This window comes from Streptomyces sp. R818 (assembly GCF_056172735.1).
Map to the genome: position 1 here is coordinate 300,087 of NZ_JAOCNE010000016.1, position 18,533 is coordinate 318,619.

The window sequence follows — 18,533 nt, forward strand, 5'->3', positions numbered from 1 at the left end:
TCTTTCCCCTCCCTGGAAGAAGCGGGTGACCTGGAACTCCCCCCGGTCACCGACCACTTGGCGGGTCGAAAATATACCTACGGGAAGGTATATTGCAATGGCGGATCGGAGCCGGGCAGCACTGACCCGCCCCGTCCGCGAGAGCTGCGAGGAGGCTCAACAGTGAATGCAGCAGGCAATGCAGCAGGCGACAACCAGCGCAGGAGCAGCCGGGCGGTGTTCCCGGAACCCGAACGCTCCAAGGGGCAGACCGCACGGGCCGGACGCAGCCCCGAACTGCACCAGGAGCGGGCCGTCCAGACCCGTCTGCAGGTCCTGGAGGCGGCGGCGCTCCTGTTCGACCAGCGCGGTTACGCGGGCACGTCCATCAAGGACGTCGCGGACGAAGTGGGCATGACCAAGGGCGCGGTCTACTTCCACTACCCCACCAAGGAAGCGCTGACCATCGCGGTCGTGGAGGCGCACTACGCCCGCTGGCCGCTTCTGCTCCAGGCCGCGCAGAGCAAGGGGCTCGGCCCGCTGGACACCCTGGTCGAACTGCTCGACCAGACGGCGGCCACCTTCCAGGACGACCCGATCGTCCGGGGCGGCGCACGGCTCCAGATGGAACAGCCGCTGCCCGAGGGCACGCTTCCCACGCCCTACGTCGGCTGGATCGAACTGCTGCGGCAGCTCCTCGCGGAGGCCCAGGAGGCCGGGGAACTGCGCGAGGGCGTCACACCGGACGCCGCGGCACACACCCTGATCGCCACTTTCTTCGGCACCCAGCACATCGCCTCCCGCCTGGACCGCAGGGCGGAACTGGTCCGGCGCTGGGCCGACACCCGCGATCTTCTCTTCTACGCGCTACGGGCCTGACGGCGACCGGGTCGCGGGCCGTCAGGCCGAACGCGCCGGACGGAGGATCAGACCGCCCGCGCCGCCCCCGCCGCCCCCACCGCCCGCGGCCGCTCCGCCAGCGGGATCCGGCAGGACTCCGAGTAGCCCTGCGACGTGATGCCGTGGGCGATGTTGACGCGGGCGGCGAGGTTGGCGAAGCCGATGAACACGGTCAGCTCGACCAGACCGGCCGGGCCGAGCTGCTCGAGGAGGCTCGCCGACAGCTCGTCGGTGACGCTCGGCGGCGTGGCGGACATGGCCTCGGCGTATTCAAGAACCTCGCGCTCCAGCGGGGTGAAGGCACCGGAGTTCCGCCAGTCGGGCACCTGGCTGGCCTTCTCCACGTCGAGGTTCTGGTTCAGCGCGGCGAAGTAGTTGACGTCCAGGCACCAACTGCAGCCGATCTGCGCCGCCACCGCCATGTGCGCGAACGTCTTGAGCCCCTCGTCGACCGCGTCCCACGCCGCCGCCTTCGCCGAGAACTCCAGGTTGGCCGTGGCCACGGCCGGATTGTTGAACACCACCTCGACCGGCTCGGGCACCGACCCGAACTGCTTGAGCAGCGCCTCCTTCATCTCAGCGGGAAGCTCGGCCTTGGGGATACGCGGCGCCATGATGTCCTCCTGTGTCGTCGTGTCGTCGTGTCGTCCAAGGCTCCTTGCGGCCTGGACGACATGAGGACGCCGACCGGACCCCACCTGTGACAACCGCCCGTGCGCACGGAGCGGAGACACTGAGCGGACAAGACAAAGACCGCCGAGCGCGCATGGCGCGTCAGTCGTTCGGCCAAGGCCGCAGCTTCTCCGGGTTGCGTACCGCCCAGATGTGCCTGATCCGGTCGTCCACGACGTCGAAGGCGAAGACCGTCGACAGGTGGCCCTCCTGGTGGGCGATCAGGCCGGGCAGGCCGTTCACCGTGCACTCGGTGAAGGTGGTGCGCGCGCCGGAGACGCGGGCGATCTCGGCGTAGGCGTGCGCGATCCGTTCGCCGCCGACGATCGGATCGAGGTGGGTGACGGCCAGGCCGCCGCCGTCCGCCGTCGCGACGGCGTCGGGGTCGAGCAGGCCGATCAGGGCCTCGATGTCCTTGGCCTGCCACGCCGTCCGGAACCGCCGGACGATGGCGGCCTGTCCGGCGCCGGGGCCCGTCGGGGGCCGCGCCGTACGGACGCGGCGGCGGGCGGAGGAGGCCAGTTGGCGGCAGGCCGCCGGGGTGCGGCCGACGATGTCGGCGACCTCGCCGAACGGGTAGCGGAAGACGTCGTGCAGGACGAACGCGACGCGCTCGGCCGGGGTCATCGCGTCCAGGACGACGAGGAACGCCATCGTCACCGACTCGTCCAGGGTGACCCGGTCGGCCGGGTCGCTGCCGCCCGCGCCCGGGCGGCCGGTGATCCATTCCCCGGGCTCGGGCAGCGGTTCCGGTATCCACTCCCCCACGTACGTCTCGCGCCGGACCCGCGCCGAGCCGAGCAGGTTCAGGCAGATGCGCCCGGCGACCTTCATCAGCCAGGCGCCGGGCACCTCGATGGCCCGCTGCTCCGCCACGGACATGGCGTACCAGCGGGCGTAGGTCTCCTGCACGACGTCCTCGGCGTCGGTGAGCGAGCCCAGGAGCCGGTAGGCGAGGTTGGTCAGCCGTCGGCGCTCGCTCATGATCGCGCCGAGAGCCGGCTCGTCGTACCGGTCGTCGTGCCGGCCGTCGTGCCGGTCGTCCTCCGGGTCGTCGTGCCGTCCGTCGTCGCCGTGCTCGGTCCCGGTGGTCATGACCGGCCGCCCCCTCGTCATCTGCCTCGTCGTCCGCACTGCGGTGTCCGTACGAGTACGACAACGCGGCGCCCGGGAATGTCAGGCCGACGGGGCCGCCGCGCCCCCTGACCACCATCACCTCACATTGCACGGGGCCGCGTTGTCGTACCGGGTGAGGACGACAACCCGATGGACGACATCCCGATGGAGGACAACCCGATGGACGACAGCTCGGTGGAGGAGACCCTCATGAAGGACTTCCGGGCCGTCGCGGACCGCGTCGAGATCGAGGCGCTGCGCGGCGAGTTCACCGACGCGGCGATGATGCGCGACCGGCCCCGCCTCGCGTCGCTGTTCACCGCGGACGGGGTGTTGCGCATGCCGAACATCCCCGTCGAGCAGGTCGGCCGCGAGGAGATCCTGGCCGGGGGCGAGCGGCTGCAGAAGCAGTGGGACTTCTTCGTGCAGAACACGCACCCCGGCACGATCGTGCTCGACGGCGACGAGGCGAGCGGCCGCGCCCACATCCAGGAGATCGCCCGGACGCTGGACGGGCGGCAAGGCCTCAACTACGCGGTCTACCACGACCGTTACCGACGTACAGACGAGGGCTGGAGGTTCGCCGAGCGGGTGTACGAGGTCCGCTACCTCGACACGTCGCCGCTCACGGGCTCGGCGCCCCGGCCCGCGGCACACCCTGCGCCGTCCTTCACCGAGGCGGCGACCGACGCCCGCCTCGACCGGGTGGCCGACGCGCTGCGGGCGAACGGCTTCGCCGCCGAGGTCCTGGAGGACGCCGCCGAGGCCCGGGTCCGGGTCAAGGACCTGATCCCCGAAGGCGCCAGTGTGCTCACCGGGGCCAGTGAGACGCTGCGCCTGTCCGGCATCGACGACGACCTCAACGCCAGTGGGCGCTACGACGCCGTCCGCCCGCGCCTCCTCGGCATCGACCGGGCCACCGGCGCCGACGAGATCCGGCGCCTCGCCGCCACCCCCGACTTCGTCGTCAACAGCGTCGCCGCGGTGACGGAGACGGGCTCCCTCGTCCTCGCCTCGGGCAGCGGCAGCCAGCTCCCCGCCAACGCGGGCGGCGCCGGTCACGCCGTCTGGATCGTCGGTGCGCAGAAGGTGGTGCCCGACCTGGCCGCCGCCCTGCGCCGCGTCGAGGAGCACGCCCTCCCCCTGGAGAACGAGCGCGCCCAGGCGGTGTACGGGATGCCCAGCGCCGTCAACCGCCTGCTCGTCCTGAACGCGGACCCGCGCCCGGGACGCGGCACCGTACTGCTGCTGCGCGAGGCCATCGGGTTCTGACCGACCTCAGGCCGCGCCCCGACGGCGCCGCGCCAGCGCCCCGCACACGCCAGGGCGCCCGCCGCCAGCGTGGCCAGCAGGACCACCAGCGTCCCGATGCCGGGGAGCGCGGCCGGGGCGGAGTCCCGTACCGCTTCGACGGCCGATGCGGTCAGGCGGGTGGCCGCGAGCGAGACGGCTGCCGCCAGCGCGTACGGAGCCGTGGTCAACGCCAGTCGGCCCAACGGCTGGTGGGCGGTGAGGCCGGTGCGCACGCGCAGGGCGTGGGCGGCTATGTCCCACTCCTCGCGGCGCCGGGCGCGCGCATGCGCGCCGTCGGTGGCGTCCCGGAAGAGCTGGGTGATCTCCTCGCCGTGCGCGGCGCGGTAGCGGCGCGGGTAGAGGGCGAGGGCACGGGGGCCGGGCTGCGGATGCGGCTGCGGGTTCGTCATGCTCATATCCGTCACGTTCAACTGGTTCAGTGGGGCGGGGGGATTGCGCGGGTTGGGCGGGTTGGGCGGGTTCGTCACGCGGACGCTCCCGCCGGACCGCCCGCCGCGGCCCTCTTCAGGCGGCGGGTCGCTTCGCGCGCGGTGGCGGCGAGGCGGCGCGCCTCGTCGGCCAGGGGTCCGGCGGCCCTGCGCGGTGAGCGCGTAGGTGCGGCGCAGCCGGCCCTCAACGCGTTCCTCGGCGAAGACCTCGACGAGCCCTTCGTGCTGCAGGCGTTCCAGCGCGCCGTACAGCGTGCCGGTGCGCAGTCTCACCCGGCCCTCGGAGATCTCCGCGACCTCCTGGCCGAGGGCGTAGCCGTGGCGGGGGGCGTCGGCCAAGGCGGCGAGGAGGAGCAGGGTCGGTTCCTGCAGGGGTTTCTTGCGATCAGCTGTAACCATGATCGGAACCATGACCGGAACCACAGTCCGTTGAACGGACTATGCGAAGCGGCTTGATCAGCGGTTGAGCGCGCCGGTCGGGTGGTCGCACGCGGCAGGGGCGCATAGTTACGGGTCGAAGGCGAGAAGGCGTCCGCGCCGGGTAGCCGTGGGGGGAAGAACCGGCAGGAGTGGTGGCCGGCCGCGCCACGGGGCCGCGCCACAGGACGGAGAACGCATGACGACGACGTACCCGTTCGCGCGGGAAGCGGGCCACCGGCTGAAGGTGCCCCTGTCGACCGAGCCGGACAAGGCGGCGGCCCAGCTCAAGGAGCGCCTCGAGGAGTTGGAGCTGACGCACGACCACTTCCAGGTCAGCGTCGAAGGGGCCACGATCGTCGTCGTAGGGGACTCCGCCATGCAGGACCAGAAGGAGAAGATCCTGCTGGCCCTTGGCAACGTGGACGGGGTGACCGAGGTCGAGGACCGGGTCGCGGCGGGGCAGGAGGACATCGCCTCGCGCTTCCTCACGGTCCGGGACGGCGAGACGCTCGAGGAGGTCGCCGCCCGCGCCTACGACACCCCCGACGCCGTCCGGCGCCTGCTGACCGCCAATCACCCCGTACTGATCGGCCCTGCCGACCTCCACGCGGGCTTCGTCCTGCGGGCTCCGGCGGCCTGACACCGCGATCCGCCCGCCGCGTCGGCGCGCACATGTGACGTTCACTCGCCCTCATTGCAATGCAACGCACGCGGCACGTTGCGTTGCCCAGTAACTCATTGCAATGAAATGTGGGCTTCTACCTGGCATTACCTCCTCTCGATGCAATAAATGCGTTGCCAATACTCTGAACGCAACGTAGCGTTTCCAGCATCAGAAACAAGGAACGCGCAACCGAGCAGGAGCCCACCATGCAGACCTTCGCCACCCCCGCCCCCGTCCTCACCGTCCTCGACATCCCCGCCGCCCGCGTCGAGTTCGTCGCCGCGGACCGCGCGGACACCGCCGTGCGGGTCCTCCCCGCCGACGCCGCCAAGAGCCGCGACACCCAGGCGGCGCAGGACATCACCGTCCAGTACGCCGACGGAGTCCTGCGCATCGAGGCGCCCGAGGCGAAGAAGCGCCTCCTCGGGCCGAGCGGGACCGTCACGGTCACCGTCCAGGTGCCGACCGGGTCGCGGGTGCGGGCGAAGGGCGCCGACCTCGAACTGCGCGGCGCGGGACGCCTCGGTGACGTCGACTTCGAGGGCGCGCGGGCCACGGTCCGGCTCGACGAAGTGGCGGGCGCCCGCCTGAGCCTGATGGAGGGTGACATCACCGTCGGCCGACTGGGCGGATCCGCGGAGCTCAGCACGCAGAGCGGGGACATCACCGTCGCCGAGGCCGTGGAAGGCACGGTCGGCCTGCGCACCGAGTCCGGTGCGATCTCCGTCGGCGCCGCCCACGGAGTCTCCGCCGCACTCGACGCCCGTACCTCCTACGGCCGGGTGCACAACGCGCTCAAGAACGCCGACGGCACCCCCGGACTGACCGTCAGCGCCACCACCTCGTACGGCGACATCACCGCCCGCAGCCTCTGAACCCCCGCACCACCCCCGCTCCCCCGCACCGCCTCCACTGCCCCACTCCGCCATCCCAGCCGCTCCCCGTTCCCGGAAGGACACCGCCATGAAGTCGTCGACAGCGCAGGCGCCCGCACGCGCGGCCGTGTCCGACGGGCCCGGGGCGTTCGCCTCCTTCGTCCGGTTCGTGGGGCTGGGGGGCGGGGTCGGGGTCCTGGCCAGCCTGTCCGTGCCGGTGGTGGCCGAGGTCGCGGCGCTGCCGTGGGCCGTCGCCAACGCCGCCGTCACCGTCGCCTCGACCCTGCTCTGCACCGAGCTGCACGCCCGTTTCACCTTCGGCAAGGGGCGCCGCGCCAGTCTGCGGGAGCACTGGCAGTCCGCCGGGTCGGCGGGCGCGGCCTATCTGGCCACCAGCCTCGCCGTCCTCCTCCTGCACCTAGCGCACCCCTCCCCCGGCGCACTGGCCGAGCAGGCCGTCTATCTCGGCGCCTCCGGTCTCGCCGGTGCCGGGCGGTTCCTCGCGCTGCGGCTCTACGTCTTCGCGAGCCGGGCCCGTACCCGTACTGCCGCCCCTATCCGTACTGCCGCCCCTACCCGTACTCCGGTCCCCACCCGTACTCCCTCTCGAATGTGGAGAAGCGGTTCGCCAGAAAACGCGCAACGTGGTGGCTCGAAAGGGTTCTTGCGGGGGCCCGAGGGCGCCCGGGAGTGCGTGGGCGTTGCCTGACGGGCGGGCGGCAGTTAGTCAGGAGCCTTTGCAGCGCCGAGTAGGGAGCAGCAGTTGCTGGAGACGACCGCCGACCATGTCATCGACCTGCTGGTGCGGATGTTCCGGCTCGCGCCGGGCGACGTACGTCCTGACGTACCGCTGTACCGGCTGCACATCGATTCGCTCGAACTGGAGGAGCTCCGGCTCATCCTGGAGGATGAGCTGAGCTGCGACCTGGAGGACGTGCATCTGACGTCCCGCAGCACCGTGCAGCAACTCCTCGACGTCGTCCGCGAGAAGGCGGCGGTGGCGTGAGGCCCGGGACGCGGGGACCGTCCGCCGTCGCGGTCACGGGCATCGGCCTCGTCACCGCCGCCGGCCGCAATGCCAAGGAGACCTGGACCGAGGTCACCACCGCGCGCGTGCCCGCGGGCGTGCGCAGGCCGGAGTCGCTGCGGGACCTGCCGTGCGACTTCATGTACGAGGTCCAGGGCCTGGAGCCGGAGACGGAGCTGGGGCGCGAGATCCGGCTGATGGACCGTTTCGCCCAACTGGCCGTGCTCGCCGCGCGCGAGGCCGTCGCGGACGCCGGGCTCACCCCGGAGACCTGGGACGGCGCCCGCGTCGGCGTGGTCATCGGCTCGGCCCACGGCGGTCTGCGGTTCTACGACGAGCAGCAGGCCGTGCTCGACGGGCGCGGGCCCCGCCGGGTCTCCCCCAAGGTCGCCCCGGTGACCGTCCCCAACAACGCGGCGGGCAGCGTGTGCCGGGACCTCGGCGCCCGCGGCCCGAGCCTCGCGGTCTGCACGGCCTGCGCCTCGGGCAGCGACGCGATCGGCACCGCCCTGGACTGGCTGCGCGCGGGGCGCTGCGACATCGCCGTGGCCGGCGGGGCCGAATCGCTCGCGTCGCGCCTGGTGTTCGCCGGTACGTGCCGGATGAAGGCCCTCTCCACGCGCGTGGACGACCCGGCCGCCGCGTGCCGCCCGTTCGACGTCGACCGGGACGGCTTCGTGGTCGGCGAGGGGGCCGGGCTCCTCGTCCTGGAGGACCCCGAGCACGCGCGGGCCCGCGGCGCGACCGTCCGGGCGCGGCTCGCCGGGTACGGGGCCTCCAACGACGCCTGCTCGGCCGTCGCCCCGGACGAGGACGGGCGGGGCATCGAGCGGGCGCTGCGGGACGCGCTCGCGGACGCCGGGGTCGCCGCCTCCGACGTCGGCCACGTCAACGCGCACGGCACCTCGACCGTCATGAACGACCTCATCGAGAGCGCCGCCCTGCACCGCGTCCTCGGCGACGGCCCGCTCGTCACGTCCACCAAGGCCATGACCGGGCACGCCCTGGGCGCCTCCGGCGGCATCGAGGCCGCCCTGACCGCGCTCGCCCTGGAGGCACAGCTCGTGCCGCCGACGGTCAACCTCGAGACGCAGGACCCGGCCGTGCCCGTAGAGGTGGTGGCCAAGAACGCCCGCCCCGCGCGCCTGGAGTGCGCGGTGTCCACATCGCTCGGTTTCGGGGGCCACAACGCCGCCCTCGTGCTCGCCCGTGCCTGAAGTACCCGTACCTGAGTTACTCGTGCCTGAATTACTTGTGCCTGAAGTACCCGTGCCTGAAGTACCCGTGCCTGAAGTGAAGGAACGCATGCTCTCGGAATCCGTCCGCTCCCTGACCGTGGACGGGCTGTCCTACGCCTACCGCACCGTGCGGACGAGCGCCGCGAGGACCGAGCCCCTGATCGCGCTCGGCGGCGCGTTCCAGGGCATGTACGACTGGGCGCAGATGGAGGACGCCCTGACCGGCGTCACGGACCTGGTCACCACCGACCTGCCCGGCGCGGGCGACTCCGACCCGCTGCGGTCCGAGCACGGCATCGAGTTCCTGGACGCGGCGCTCGAAGCCGTCATCGACGACCTGGGCGTCCCCCGCATCAACCTGTACGGCTACTCCTACGGTTCGGTCCTCGCCTACCGCTACGCGCAGCGGCACCCCGGGCGCTGCGCCCGGCTCATGCTCGGCGGCGTCCCCGCGCAGGTCACCGACGCGGCGATCGCCCGGGGCAGGGACGCGGGGCGGCTCGTCACCGCCGGGGACCTGGAGCGGTTCGCGGACGGGATCGCGGCGGAGATGTTCTGCCTGGACGAGGAGCGCTACGTGCACCGCCGCGACCTGGCCCTGCGCTTCTTCCGGCGCTCCCTGCTGCGCGTCGCCCGCCGTCCGCACGGCGAGCGCCGCCTCGGCCACGCCCTGGGGATGCACAGCAACCCCGTCGGCGGGCTCACGGGTGTGCCCGCGCTGGTCTTCGGCGGTGAGCACGACACCATCACCACCCTCGATCAGCAGCGCGTCTTCGCCTCGGCGATCGAGGGCAGTCACTTCCTGACGGTCCCCGACTGCGACCACATGATGATGCTGGAACGCCCGGACGCCGCCATCGCCCTGGTCACCTCCTTCATCACCGACACCCCGGCCCCCGCACACGCGCTGAGCCGCGTGCCCCGCTGGGCCCAGCGCGACCGCCGGGCCCGGCGCGACCGCCAGCCCACCGCGCACTGACCGGCCCGTAACCGGCCCTCGCGGCGCCTTCGGCGCCCTGAACGCGAAAATGCTCAACGTCGCACACGGGGGGATGCGACGTTGAGCGAGGTCCACGCTAGCCGGGATCGGCGGCCTCACCGACCCGACTTCCGCACAGACGGCGGGAAATGATCCACGGGAAGCCGTGTACGCGGGCAGTCTCGGCGGTGGCGTTCACCGCATATGGCCGAAATCGGGGGTTCAGGAGCCCGCGGGCACTATGTCCGCGGTGCCCTGCGAGCGGGCCGTCTTCTCGCCGACCTTGCCGGGCTCGATCGTGCTCGGGTCGACCGCCTCCAGGGGCGCGCCGACGATGTACGGGCAATCGGGGTCCTCGGGGCAGTTCGGCCGGTCGTGCGGCAGCAGGTAGAACGTGCGCCGGGCGAAGAGGCCGCTGTCGGAGCTGCGCGGGGCGCGCGGGGTGAGGTTGGTGTAGCCGATGAGGCGGCCGTCGCGCTCGTAGCGCGGCTTGCCCTTGCGGGTCCTGACCTTGTCGAGGGCCTGGCGTACGTAGTCGAGATCTTCCGGGTCCTCGAGCCAGACGACCTCGGCCTCCTGGGCGAGATCGCCTTCCTGCGGCATCGCGCTCATCGGGCCTCCTGTGTCCGGGCGGCCGTGCGGCGGCCTGTCCTTGTGGTGTGCGAGCGGCTCTGACCTGCGCGGGCGGGGCGCGCCCGGTCACGGCGGCACTCTCCATCGTACGGTCGGCCGGTGGGCGCTCCCAGTGCGCCTGAAGTGCTCACGGTGCCTTTCCTGCCTGAATGTCGCTTTCGTCGGGAAGCTCGGGAAGCAGGGCGAGACCGGGGTAGAGCTTGGACGCGTTGCTCTTGATCATCTCGGCGGGTGAGGCGAGACCCAGCTCCTGGCGGATGCGGCTGGCGAAGGCGCGCGGTGTGGAGGCCCGGATGGACTCCTCGAAGCACCAGCGGCCGTAGGTCTCGTAGAGCAGCTTCTGCTCCACGCGCAGGTCGGCGTCGGCGCCCTTCACGCAGCGTTCGCTGATGAAGCGGCCGATGTGGTCCTCGGTCGTCTCGTAGGCGGCGGTGGCGATCCGTACGGAAGCGGGCCCGGTGAGCGGGTCGCGGGTGGCGAGGTACTGCTTGGCGCCCTCGATGAGCCACTGCAGGATGCCGGGCCCCTCGTCGGCGACGAGCTCGGCGGCGAGGTTGTCGATCTTACGTTCGTTGGGTACGCGGCGCTCGAACGGGATGATCCGCATACGGCGCCAGAAGGCGTGCCCGCCGGTGCCGACCTCGGGGCGGTGGTTGCCCAGCAGCCAGAGCTTGTGGGTCGGGGTGAAGGTGAAGAAGTTCTGCCGCATCCGGCGGGCGGTGATGGTGTCGCCGCCGGTGAGGAGCTTGACCCGGGCCTCGTTGAACTTGTCGTTGGGCTTCAGCTCGCTGCACACGACGATGCGGCGGCCGTGCAGCTCGGTCAGCTCGGTGGAGTGCTCGGTGAACTTGCCCTTCTCCATGAGGAAGCCGAGCGGGGCGGCGTTGGCGTAGTCGCCGAGGATCTGCATGGCCACTTCGAGCAGCACGGACTTGCCGTTGGCGCCGGAGCCGTAGAGGAACGGCATGACCTGGGCGCCCACGTCACCGGTGATCGAGTAGCCGAGCAGCAGGTGCAGGAAGCGGATGACTTCCTGGCCCTTGTCGTCCTCGCCGAACGTGTCGGTCAGGAACCGGGTGAAGCGCGGGATCGGCATCTTCTGCGGGGCGACGGCGGTGGCCCGGGAGTGCATGTCGGTGAGCGGGTCGGGCTTGCGCAGGGTGCCGGTGCGCAGGTCGACGACGCCGGCCGGGGTGCACAGGGCGTAGATGTCGCCGTCGAGGACGTCGGGGTCCAGGCGGAGGCCGGGGGCGGCCTGGGCCTGGAACAGCAGCGCCTTGAGGCCGGTGGTCGACTCGGAGTGGCGGCGGTGGGCGGCCAGTTTGCCGGCCGTGAAGCGGCCGCTCGGGTCGTGCTCGGCCAGCTGCTCGGCCATGTCCCCGGCGGCCCACACGGCGGCCTCGTCGCCGCCGGTGAGCTTCCAGCGGTAGGTGTCCCAGGAGTGCCAGCCCATGCCGATGACATAGCGGAACTGGTCGCGGTAGAGGCGGGCGAAGAGCTTGGCGTTGCCCCGGTCGGAGAGGGAGTCGGGGAGGAGGCCGTCGGGTGCGGGGGCGGGCGCCTGAGCCACTTCGAGAGTGGCGGTGGCGGTCCCGGCGGCGGGGCGGGCCTCCGTCTGCTGCGCGGGCAGGCTCGGGCCGCCGGCGGGCTCGGACGTGCCCGGCGTGTCGAAGTCGAACGCCTGCTGGCGGATCTGTTCGGCGGCCGTTGCGGCGTCGAAGCGGATGTGCTGCTCGGCGCTCATGAGCGTCCTCTGGGGTGGAACGGGCGCTGGGCGCCTGCGGACAGAGCGGACTCGGTGCCGGATGCGGTGCGGGTCGCATCCGTGGACGCGCGCTCGCCTCGCTCGGGGGCGCCTTGCCCGGAGCGGATGCGCGTAGGGGTGGGCCCGCCGGAGAGAGGGTCCGGGACCGTTGCCGGTGTCGCGGACTCGCGGGCCAATGGATCGTCCTTGTCAGGCTGTTCGGGGCGTACGGGAAGGCCTCGTCCCGGCGAGGAAGTCCTGGTCGGGGCGGGTGCCTGCGGGATCAACGGGGCTGAAGGGGCTCAGGTTTCAAGTTGACGGCCCGAGCGTAGCCCACGGTGACGGGGTCCGGAGGGAGGGGGCTTTGCGTGTCGGAACCTTCAGCCCCTTCAGCCCCACACCCGCGCACGGGCTCACGGGGCTGAAGCACGTCCAGACCCGCGAACGGGGCTCAGTCCCTTCAGCCCCGCCTCGAAAAATAGCAGGTCAGACGGGGTTTCCCAAGGGGCTGCGGGGCTGAAGGGACTGGAGGTCGTAGTTATCAGCCCGCTAGAACAAGGAGGTCATACAAGCATTCGTATGCGCGCGCGCATACGCAGAATCTCTGAGCGGCTGATAACTACAGGTCCCAGCCCCGTCAGCCCCGCAGCGCGCGGGAAAACCGCTCTGACCTGCGCTTTTACGACGGGGCTGAAGCGGGGCCGAACCCCACGGCGCGGTTCGGCCCCGCTTCAGCCCCGCGACAGGCGTGGGCGCGCCGCCGGGTTACCACGTACGCATGACATCGGCGCGGGCGCGCATACGCCCGGGGCGCACGGCTGTACGGGGCTCACCTCAATGTGAAAGTTCAGCCCCGTCAGCCCCGTAACCTCGGGTTTCGTATCGCCTGACCTGCGTTTCTGGCCGCGGGCCGGGATCGTGGGCGTACATCTCGAACGCTTGACCTGCCGCGCCGGCCCGGCCGGGGTCCGTTCCGTACGGGGTTCTCGCCGCCCGCGGGGCAGCCGGAGCGGCGACCGGTGTCCCCGATGATGAGGACCGCCCGCGCAACTGATCATTCAACGCTCGGAGTACGTACATGGCGATGGACGCCACTACGCAGCAAGACCGCGACCGCGGCGACGACGACCGCGGCCGCGATCAGGAACGTGAGCACGACCGTGCCACCGGGCGGGTGTGGGTGCTCCGCCTGGACCCCGACGGCCGCCCCTCCGCCGGGACGGTGAAGCTCTCCTGCTCGCGTCCGGCCTGCCCCGACCGGCGGCTGCCCAACGCCGCGGCGGGCCGCAAGGCCGCGGTCGACCACGTCAACCAGCACCTGGCGCACATCCGCAGCGGCGGCGGCCCGCGCGGCGACGCCCAGTGCGGCTGCCGCGCCGCCGACTGCGCCTGGCACACCCCCGACCCGGGCCCGCTTCCCGGCCGCCGGGGTGAAGCGCGGCCCGCCCCGCAGACGATGCGGTGCGGCGGCGCCATGGTCCTCTCGGTCCACGCGGACCGGGCCGGGCGGCTGTGGCGGATCGCGGAGACGTGCGCCCGCTGCGCCGCCGCCACGGGCGCCCGGGTCCTGGACACGGCCACTCCGGCCCGTACAGCCCGGAGCACGGCAAGGCCCGGCCGTGAGGGCGTCGGGAGCCCTGAGACGGCGCGTGAGGGCGTCGCGGCGGTCTTCTCGGACCACCGGCCCCTCTCCCCCGCTCCGCCGGCGTCCGCCGCCCCGCTGTTCAGCTCACCGGCCCCGGAAGCCGTCGCCGCCGACGTGCCCCGGGCGCGAGGCACCACCCCCGCCGGAATGCCCCGACGCGCGCGACGCGGCGGGAAGATCGCCCAGCGCACCGTGCCGCACGACCTCCAGCCCGACGTCCTGCGCGTGGAGCTCATCGAACTCGGCGACGCCTTCCGCGCCTACCAGAAGTGCGCCGAGCCCGATCTCGCCCGCCTGGCACTTCTGCACGAGCGCAAGGCCCGCGCGTTCGCCTCCTGGGCCGACGTCACCGGCGACCGATCGCTGCGCGCCGAGGCCGAGCGCGCCAGGAGCGCCGCGCAGACCACGCGCGAGATGTACGAGAACCGGGTCGGCCGCCCCTTCGACGGCGCGGGCGACAAGGACGAGCCCGGCGTGGAGCGGCTGCTGACCCGGGGCCAGGCCGTCCAGGCGCGGGCCGTCATCACCTACGTACGGGACAACGCGCCGCACCCCGACGCCGAGGCGCGCCTCGCGGTGCTGCTGCTCACCTTGCGCGCCGCGCGCGCGGGGACCGGGAACGTCACCGGGCAGGACATCACCGGCTGGCTCCAGGACGAGGCCGAGCAGGTGTGCGAGCGGCTGGTGGAGGCGGGCTGGCTGCGGCTGCCCGGGAGCGTCGCGGAGCTGCTCGAGTCGCGGCCGGAGGATCCCACGGCCTTTACCGTTCCTGCTCTGCTGCCGACGGAGCCGCGCCCGTTCACCTTCGGCAAGTCGACCCGTTCACGCCTCTCGGGCTGGGCGCAGCGGACCGTGGGCGACCGCAAGATCCGCAAAAAGAAGCTGGGCGCCACGTCCCGCCTGCTCGCCCTCTACACGGCCGCCCACAGCGCCTTCGACGGCACTCTCCGCCCCGACGGGGACAGCGACAACGACGCCGGGGCGGGCGGCCTGGCCCTGGACCAGGCCGCCATGTTCTGCGCCCTCGCCGCCGACCAGGTCGCCGACCACGCCGAACTCCTTGTCACCGCCGACTGGCTCGCCGAGGCCGAGGTCGATGCGGCGGCGGGGCGGCTGCGCGGCAGGCTCTCCAAGAGGGTGCTGCCGCTGGGGGCTCTGGTGTAGCACTGGCCCGGGGCGACGGGGTCACGCGTCCCGGCGGCCCGGCAGGTACTGGTCGAGGACGACCGCGAGGAACTTGGTGTGGTCCGGCAGCCCGGACTCGGCGACCAGCTGGTCGATGATCCCCTTCTGCGCCCTGGTCGGCTTGTACTGGAGCTGCACCGGGCCGAGACCGCGCAGGTCGGAGTCGTCGGGCTTGACCGTCACGGCGAACAGCTTCGACTGGAACTTGGGCTCCCGGCGCGCGTCCTGCACGACCTGCGCGATGCCCTTCTCGGCGGCCGCCTCGACGGCGAGCAGCACGATCTGGGTGTGCGTGATGTCGTTCTGCTTGCGGTACTTGCGGAAGCGCGCGGCGACGTTCTGCGAGACGTAGAAGCCGACCGGCTTGGCCGTGTCCGCGTCGCTCAGCGGCTCGGGCGCGGGCTCCGGGGCGCTCTGCCGTGCGGGCTGCGGGATGACGGTGGCGGGCGCGGCGACGGCCTGCGGAACGGGCGCGGCAACCGGCGCGGGCGCGGCGGCGGGTGCCGGGGTGGCCCAGCCGGCCAGGGCCGAGGACGGGGCCCCTCCCCCGCTGAACAGGTTGCCGACGCCTTCGTCGGACATGCTCTGCTCGTCGTCCTCATCGGTGCGCTTCTTGCCCTTGGGCGGGGTCATGCGGCAGCTTCCTTCCTCAGCTCGAGAGCCCGAGCGAACATCTCTTCGGTGAATCCTTCATAGTCGGCCGTCAGGCCCTCGACGGTCTCCGGCACGGACCGGTCCCCGCCCCTGCGCCGGTCGGCCAGCTCCTGCACGAGCAGCCCCCGCTTGCGGACGAGCCGGGCCACCGACTCCGTGTGTCCGATGAGGTGCTTGAACATGTGCGCGTCCTCGCCGAGCACCTTGCGCACCTGCTGCCGTACGTCGGCGTGGATACCGGTGTACGTCCGCCCCGTGTCGAACAGCAGCACGCCGAGCAGCTCCAGATGCGGGTTGAGCTGGCTGACGAACCGTACGTAGGAGAACTCCAGGCCGATCTGGGCCAGACCGTCCTCCGCGCCGCCGTCGCTCTTGACCGGGATGACCAGCCAGCGCGCGGTCGACAGGGCGAGCCGCTGCAGCGACGGGTTCTCGGGCGGGGTGTCGAGAATGATGATCTGGTACTGGTGCGCGATCGGCAGCAGGCAGTGCAGCAGCCGCAGATAGGCGTGCGGGCCTTCCTTCGCGAGCAGCGTGTGGAAGAAGATGCCGAACTCGTCGCCCAGGGCCGGGCCGCCCATGACGACGTCCAGGTTCTCCCGCACGTTCTCCCGGGGCTTGAGCGGCGTCCCGGTCCTGAGCGACTCGAGCAGGCCCGCGCCGCCGTCGTTCCAGTCGGCCCGCTTGTAGCCGAGCTCGCGGGCGATGTTGCCCTGCGCGTTGCAGTCGATGATGAGCGTGCGCAGACCGCTGCGCGCCGCCTTGCCCGCCGCGTTGGCCGAGACCGACGACTTCCCGACGCCGCCCTTGCCGTTGCCGAACATGAAGATGTGCGACAACGACGCCCAGGGGATCGGGGGCAGCTGCGTGTGGCTGCCAGGTGCTGCGAAGGGACTGGACATGGGTCCTCTCAGTCTGTTCAGGCCCGAACACGAGTGAAGACACGGGTAACTCGGGTAACGCGGGTAAAGGTATGTCGCTTTTGAGGTTGTTCGTACGGCGAAAACTTCTCTCAGAACGATCCTGCGCTCAAAAACGCTCCGACACGGTGCCGAGTACCCCCTGGAACCCCTCCGTGGGGCTCCCCGAACGCCTCCATGCCACCGAAACAGCAGGCCAAAGGGGGTTCGGTCGATAACGGCCAAGCACGCTCGCCCATCCCGTCCTCCACCTGCACCCTAGCCGGTCCACCTACCTGGCTCCATGCGTATGCCCTAGTGACCTGTCCTGCTTGGTTCACATCTGACGCCCCTGCAGAACTGGCCACGCGCAGCAGAGTTGTGGCGCATGGAGATCGTCAGACTACCAGGGCCACTCCCTCCCCCACGCGAAGACACACGAACCTCTTCCCTTGTGAACAAAGGGTGGGGTGGGATGCTGTGCTCAGGGGCGGGCCTGGTGGGGGGTCAGCGCGCTTGCTGGTGGCCGGTCTTGCGGCTGGGCAGGTGTGGGGGCGGGCAGCCGTGCCGGGTCACTTGGTGATGGGTGGGCCGGGTGGCGGGTGCGTGAGCGGAGAGGCGGCGTAGCCGACTTGTAGTTGGGTGCGCAGGGCGGTGGGGCGGGGCACTCGCTCGTGTGTGGGCGGTGCTGTTTGCGGGGTGAGTGGTGGTGGGGTGTGCGTACAGGCTTGTGGACCGGCTGGGCTGGGGGTCGGTGCGCTTGTTCCCTGACGGGTAGACAGGCGGGCAAGTGACTAGACGCGGCGCCTCGTGGGCGCGTCCGTTGGTGCGCGGGCTTGCGGGTGGGCCAGTGAGCTCGTCGGCGGGTGGGCTACCGGGCAGGTGGTACGTCCCGGCTCCACACTCGTTGGCGCGTGTGCCCGTCCGCTTGTGGGCAGATGGGCTGGTCGTCAGGTGTGTGGATTGGCCTGCGATGGAGTAGGCCCACTGGTGGCTTCGGCAACTCCCGCGCTTGTCTGTCGACCGATTGCAGGACGGACCGGCAAGTGCGTGCGGGGACGTATCTACGGGTACGTCTGCTGGCCGGTGGACAGTTCGACTCACGAGTCGATCCACATGTACGCGAGCGGCTTTGTGGTGGGACCTGCAGACCATCGCATCGTTAAGCCTGGTGGAACCTGCATGAGCAACGCCGTTATGACGCCAGCTTGCCATTGGGTGTGTGCGCAAACCCATCTGCTCATCGCTACTCGGACATTCACGCAGACCGGCAAGCCGACCCGCAAACCCATGGACGACTTGGCTTGGAGTGTGGCCTAGTCGCTCGTCATGCTCGTCGCATGCGCAGGGACTTGATACTAGGCCCACATCTCTGCCCGAACACCACTTGTGATCCAAGGGGGTAGCAGCATTGCGTGCGAGGCGTTAGTCACCGCCTGCTCCAAGGTTTGCACGCAAGCTTGCTCCGATGTTTGCAGCGATGTTTGTTTTGCCTGTTCAGAGGCGGTTTTTGGGCTCTAGATCGATTGCCATCCTACGGGCATACAGTGCGCGGGCCAATGGCAGCACGGCGACCTTCCGGGATCTCCAGGTTGGATCTCATCGGTGTGGCGATCGGTCGTTCCCCTGTCCAGGAACCGCGCACGGCAAGCTCTGGTACGCGCCTGGCGTGTATCCGTCCGGGCCTCGCTGCGGATCACCGGGCCGGTGGCTGCGTCACAGCACAGAGGTGAGCATGCCACCTGCGGGGCGCCTTGCCCGGTGGGGGGTGCCTAGGTGGTAACCCCTTTGCGTGCTTGAGGGTTGGCGAGCCAGCTGCTGTTGCGGGCTTGTACTTACGTTCAGCCATCCCTCACGTGCAGTGCCGACCGCGCGGAGTTTGTGCGGCGGCTCGCACGCGGCAGGTGGTCTGGTCTGATCGCCAGCCGCCTGTCCTCCGGAGCAGACCTCGGACTATCTGCCTAGCAGCCACAAGGCAGATGTTCGTGGGGTGCCTTCCACTCTCGCGAAGCGGGCGCCTTCCGTGCCCCGATGGGCTACGAGGTGCGCTCTGCCGGGGTGTGGTCCTAGCCGCCGACAGTCCCAGGAACGCGAACCATGAGACCTCGTCAGCGAACCTGTCAGGCGGCTTCCACGATGCGCGGCGCGGGGGACTGGTTGC

The 18,533-nt window shown here is 71.2% G+C and carries 15 protein-coding genes and 1 pseudogene; 9 read left to right on the forward strand and 7 right to left on the reverse strand.

Annotation, left to right across the window (positions count from 1 at the left end; genetic code table 11):
• Positions 1 to 216 precede the first annotated feature (216 nt).
• Entirely contained in the window at positions 217 to 858 is a 642-nt protein-coding gene (locus tag N5I75_RS39800) for a ScbR family autoregulator-binding transcription factor (RefSeq protein ID WP_476685365.1), read from the forward strand.
• Positions 859 to 905: 47 nt separating this feature from the next.
• Here the strand turns inward: N5I75_RS39800 and N5I75_RS39805 are convergent, their stop codons facing one another.
• Positions 906 to 1,493, reverse strand: coding sequence for a carboxymuconolactone decarboxylase family protein (locus N5I75_RS39805; protein ID WP_476685366.1), 588 nt, complete (start codon positions 1,491 to 1,493; stop codon positions 906 to 908).
• Between the two features lie 160 nt (positions 1,494 to 1,653).
• The gene (gene sigJ / locus N5I75_RS39810; RefSeq protein WP_476685368.1) at positions 1,654 to 2,646 is read right to left on the reverse strand and encodes an RNA polymerase sigma factor SigJ; all 993 of its coding nucleotides are present in this window, start codon (positions 2,644 to 2,646) and stop codon (positions 1,654 to 1,656) included.
• A 171-nt stretch (positions 2,647 to 2,817) separates the two neighbouring features.
• Here sigJ and N5I75_RS39815 point away from each other — a divergent pair, with 171 nt between their 5' ends.
• Positions 2,818 to 3,939 (forward strand): LUD domain-containing protein, encoded by a 1,122-nt coding sequence (locus N5I75_RS39815; RefSeq protein WP_476685370.1) that lies wholly within the window; start codon positions 2,818 to 2,820, stop codon positions 3,937 to 3,939.
• Between the two features lie 505 nt (positions 3,940 to 4,444).
• On the opposite strand, the pseudogene N5I75_RS39820 reads toward N5I75_RS39815, so the two are convergent.
• Positions 4,445 to 4,808 (reverse strand): annotated as a pseudogene (locus N5I75_RS39820) (PadR family transcriptional regulator).
• 217 nt (positions 4,809 to 5,025) lie between these two features.
• Between N5I75_RS39820 and N5I75_RS39825 the strand changes: the two are divergent.
• The 6 genes from N5I75_RS39825 to N5I75_RS39850 all read left to right on the forward strand — a co-directional run bounded on the left by N5I75_RS39825 (position 5,026) and on the right by N5I75_RS39850 (position 9,612).
• A complete protein-coding gene (locus N5I75_RS39825) occupies positions 5,026 to 5,469 on the forward strand; it encodes a BON domain-containing protein (RefSeq protein WP_476685372.1) in 444 nt (147 codons plus the stop codon).
• Positions 5,470 to 5,699: 230 nt separating this feature from the next.
• Positions 5,700 to 6,368 carry a DUF4097 family beta strand repeat-containing protein gene (locus N5I75_RS39830; RefSeq protein ID WP_476685373.1) on the forward strand — a complete coding sequence of 223 codons (669 nt, stop codon included), beginning with the start codon at positions 5,700 to 5,702 and terminating at the stop codon, positions 6,366 to 6,368.
• An 88-nt stretch (positions 6,369 to 6,456) separates the two neighbouring features.
• Positions 6,457 to 7,077 carry a GtrA family protein gene (locus N5I75_RS39835; RefSeq protein WP_476685375.1) on the forward strand — a complete coding sequence of 207 codons (621 nt, stop codon included), beginning with the start codon at positions 6,457 to 6,459 and terminating at the stop codon, positions 7,075 to 7,077.
• A 54-nt stretch (positions 7,078 to 7,131) separates the two neighbouring features.
• Positions 7,132 to 7,374 (forward strand): phosphopantetheine-binding protein, encoded by a 243-nt coding sequence (locus N5I75_RS39840; protein ID WP_476685377.1) that lies wholly within the window; start codon positions 7,132 to 7,134, stop codon positions 7,372 to 7,374.
• Positions 7,371 to 8,612 (forward strand): beta-ketoacyl-[acyl-carrier-protein] synthase family protein, encoded by a 1,242-nt coding sequence (locus N5I75_RS39845; protein WP_476685378.1) that lies wholly within the window; start codon positions 7,371 to 7,373, stop codon positions 8,610 to 8,612. The genes N5I75_RS39840 and N5I75_RS39845 overlap by 4 nt, the downstream gene beginning before the upstream one ends.
• A gap of 88 nt (positions 8,613 to 8,700) precedes the next feature.
• A complete protein-coding gene (locus N5I75_RS39850) occupies positions 8,701 to 9,612 on the forward strand; it encodes an alpha/beta fold hydrolase (protein ID WP_476685380.1) in 912 nt (303 codons plus the stop codon).
• A gap of 222 nt (positions 9,613 to 9,834) precedes the next feature.
• Here the strand turns inward: N5I75_RS39850 and N5I75_RS39855 are convergent, their stop codons facing one another.
• Both N5I75_RS39855 and N5I75_RS39860 read right to left on the reverse strand, forming a co-directional pair.
• A complete protein-coding gene (locus N5I75_RS39855; protein WP_361075653.1) occupies positions 9,835 to 10,224 on the reverse strand; it encodes a DUF6009 family protein in 390 nt (129 codons plus the stop codon).
• Positions 10,225 to 10,372: 148 nt separating this feature from the next.
• On the reverse strand, positions 10,373 to 11,989 hold the full coding sequence (locus N5I75_RS39860; RefSeq protein WP_476685382.1) for a DNA primase family protein: 1,617 nt from the start codon (positions 11,987 to 11,989) through the stop codon (positions 10,373 to 10,375).
• A gap of 1,084 nt (positions 11,990 to 13,073) precedes the next feature.
• Here N5I75_RS39860 and N5I75_RS39865 point away from each other — a divergent pair.
• Entirely contained in the window at positions 13,074 to 14,798 is a 1,725-nt protein-coding gene (locus N5I75_RS39865) for a hypothetical protein (protein ID WP_476685384.1), read from the forward strand.
• 21 nt (positions 14,799 to 14,819) lie between these two features.
• On the opposite strand, the gene N5I75_RS39870 is transcribed toward N5I75_RS39865, so the two are convergent.
• Positions 14,820 to 15,452, reverse strand: a complete 633-nt coding sequence (locus N5I75_RS39870) for a hypothetical protein (protein WP_476685386.1) — start codon at positions 15,450 to 15,452, stop codon at positions 14,820 to 14,822.
• Positions 15,449 to 16,375, reverse strand: a complete 927-nt coding sequence (locus N5I75_RS39875) for a ParA family protein (protein WP_476685388.1) — start codon at positions 16,373 to 16,375, stop codon at positions 15,449 to 15,451. Before N5I75_RS39875 ends, N5I75_RS39870 begins: the two co-directional genes overlap by 4 nt.
• Positions 16,376 to 18,533: the final 2,158 nt, after the last annotated feature.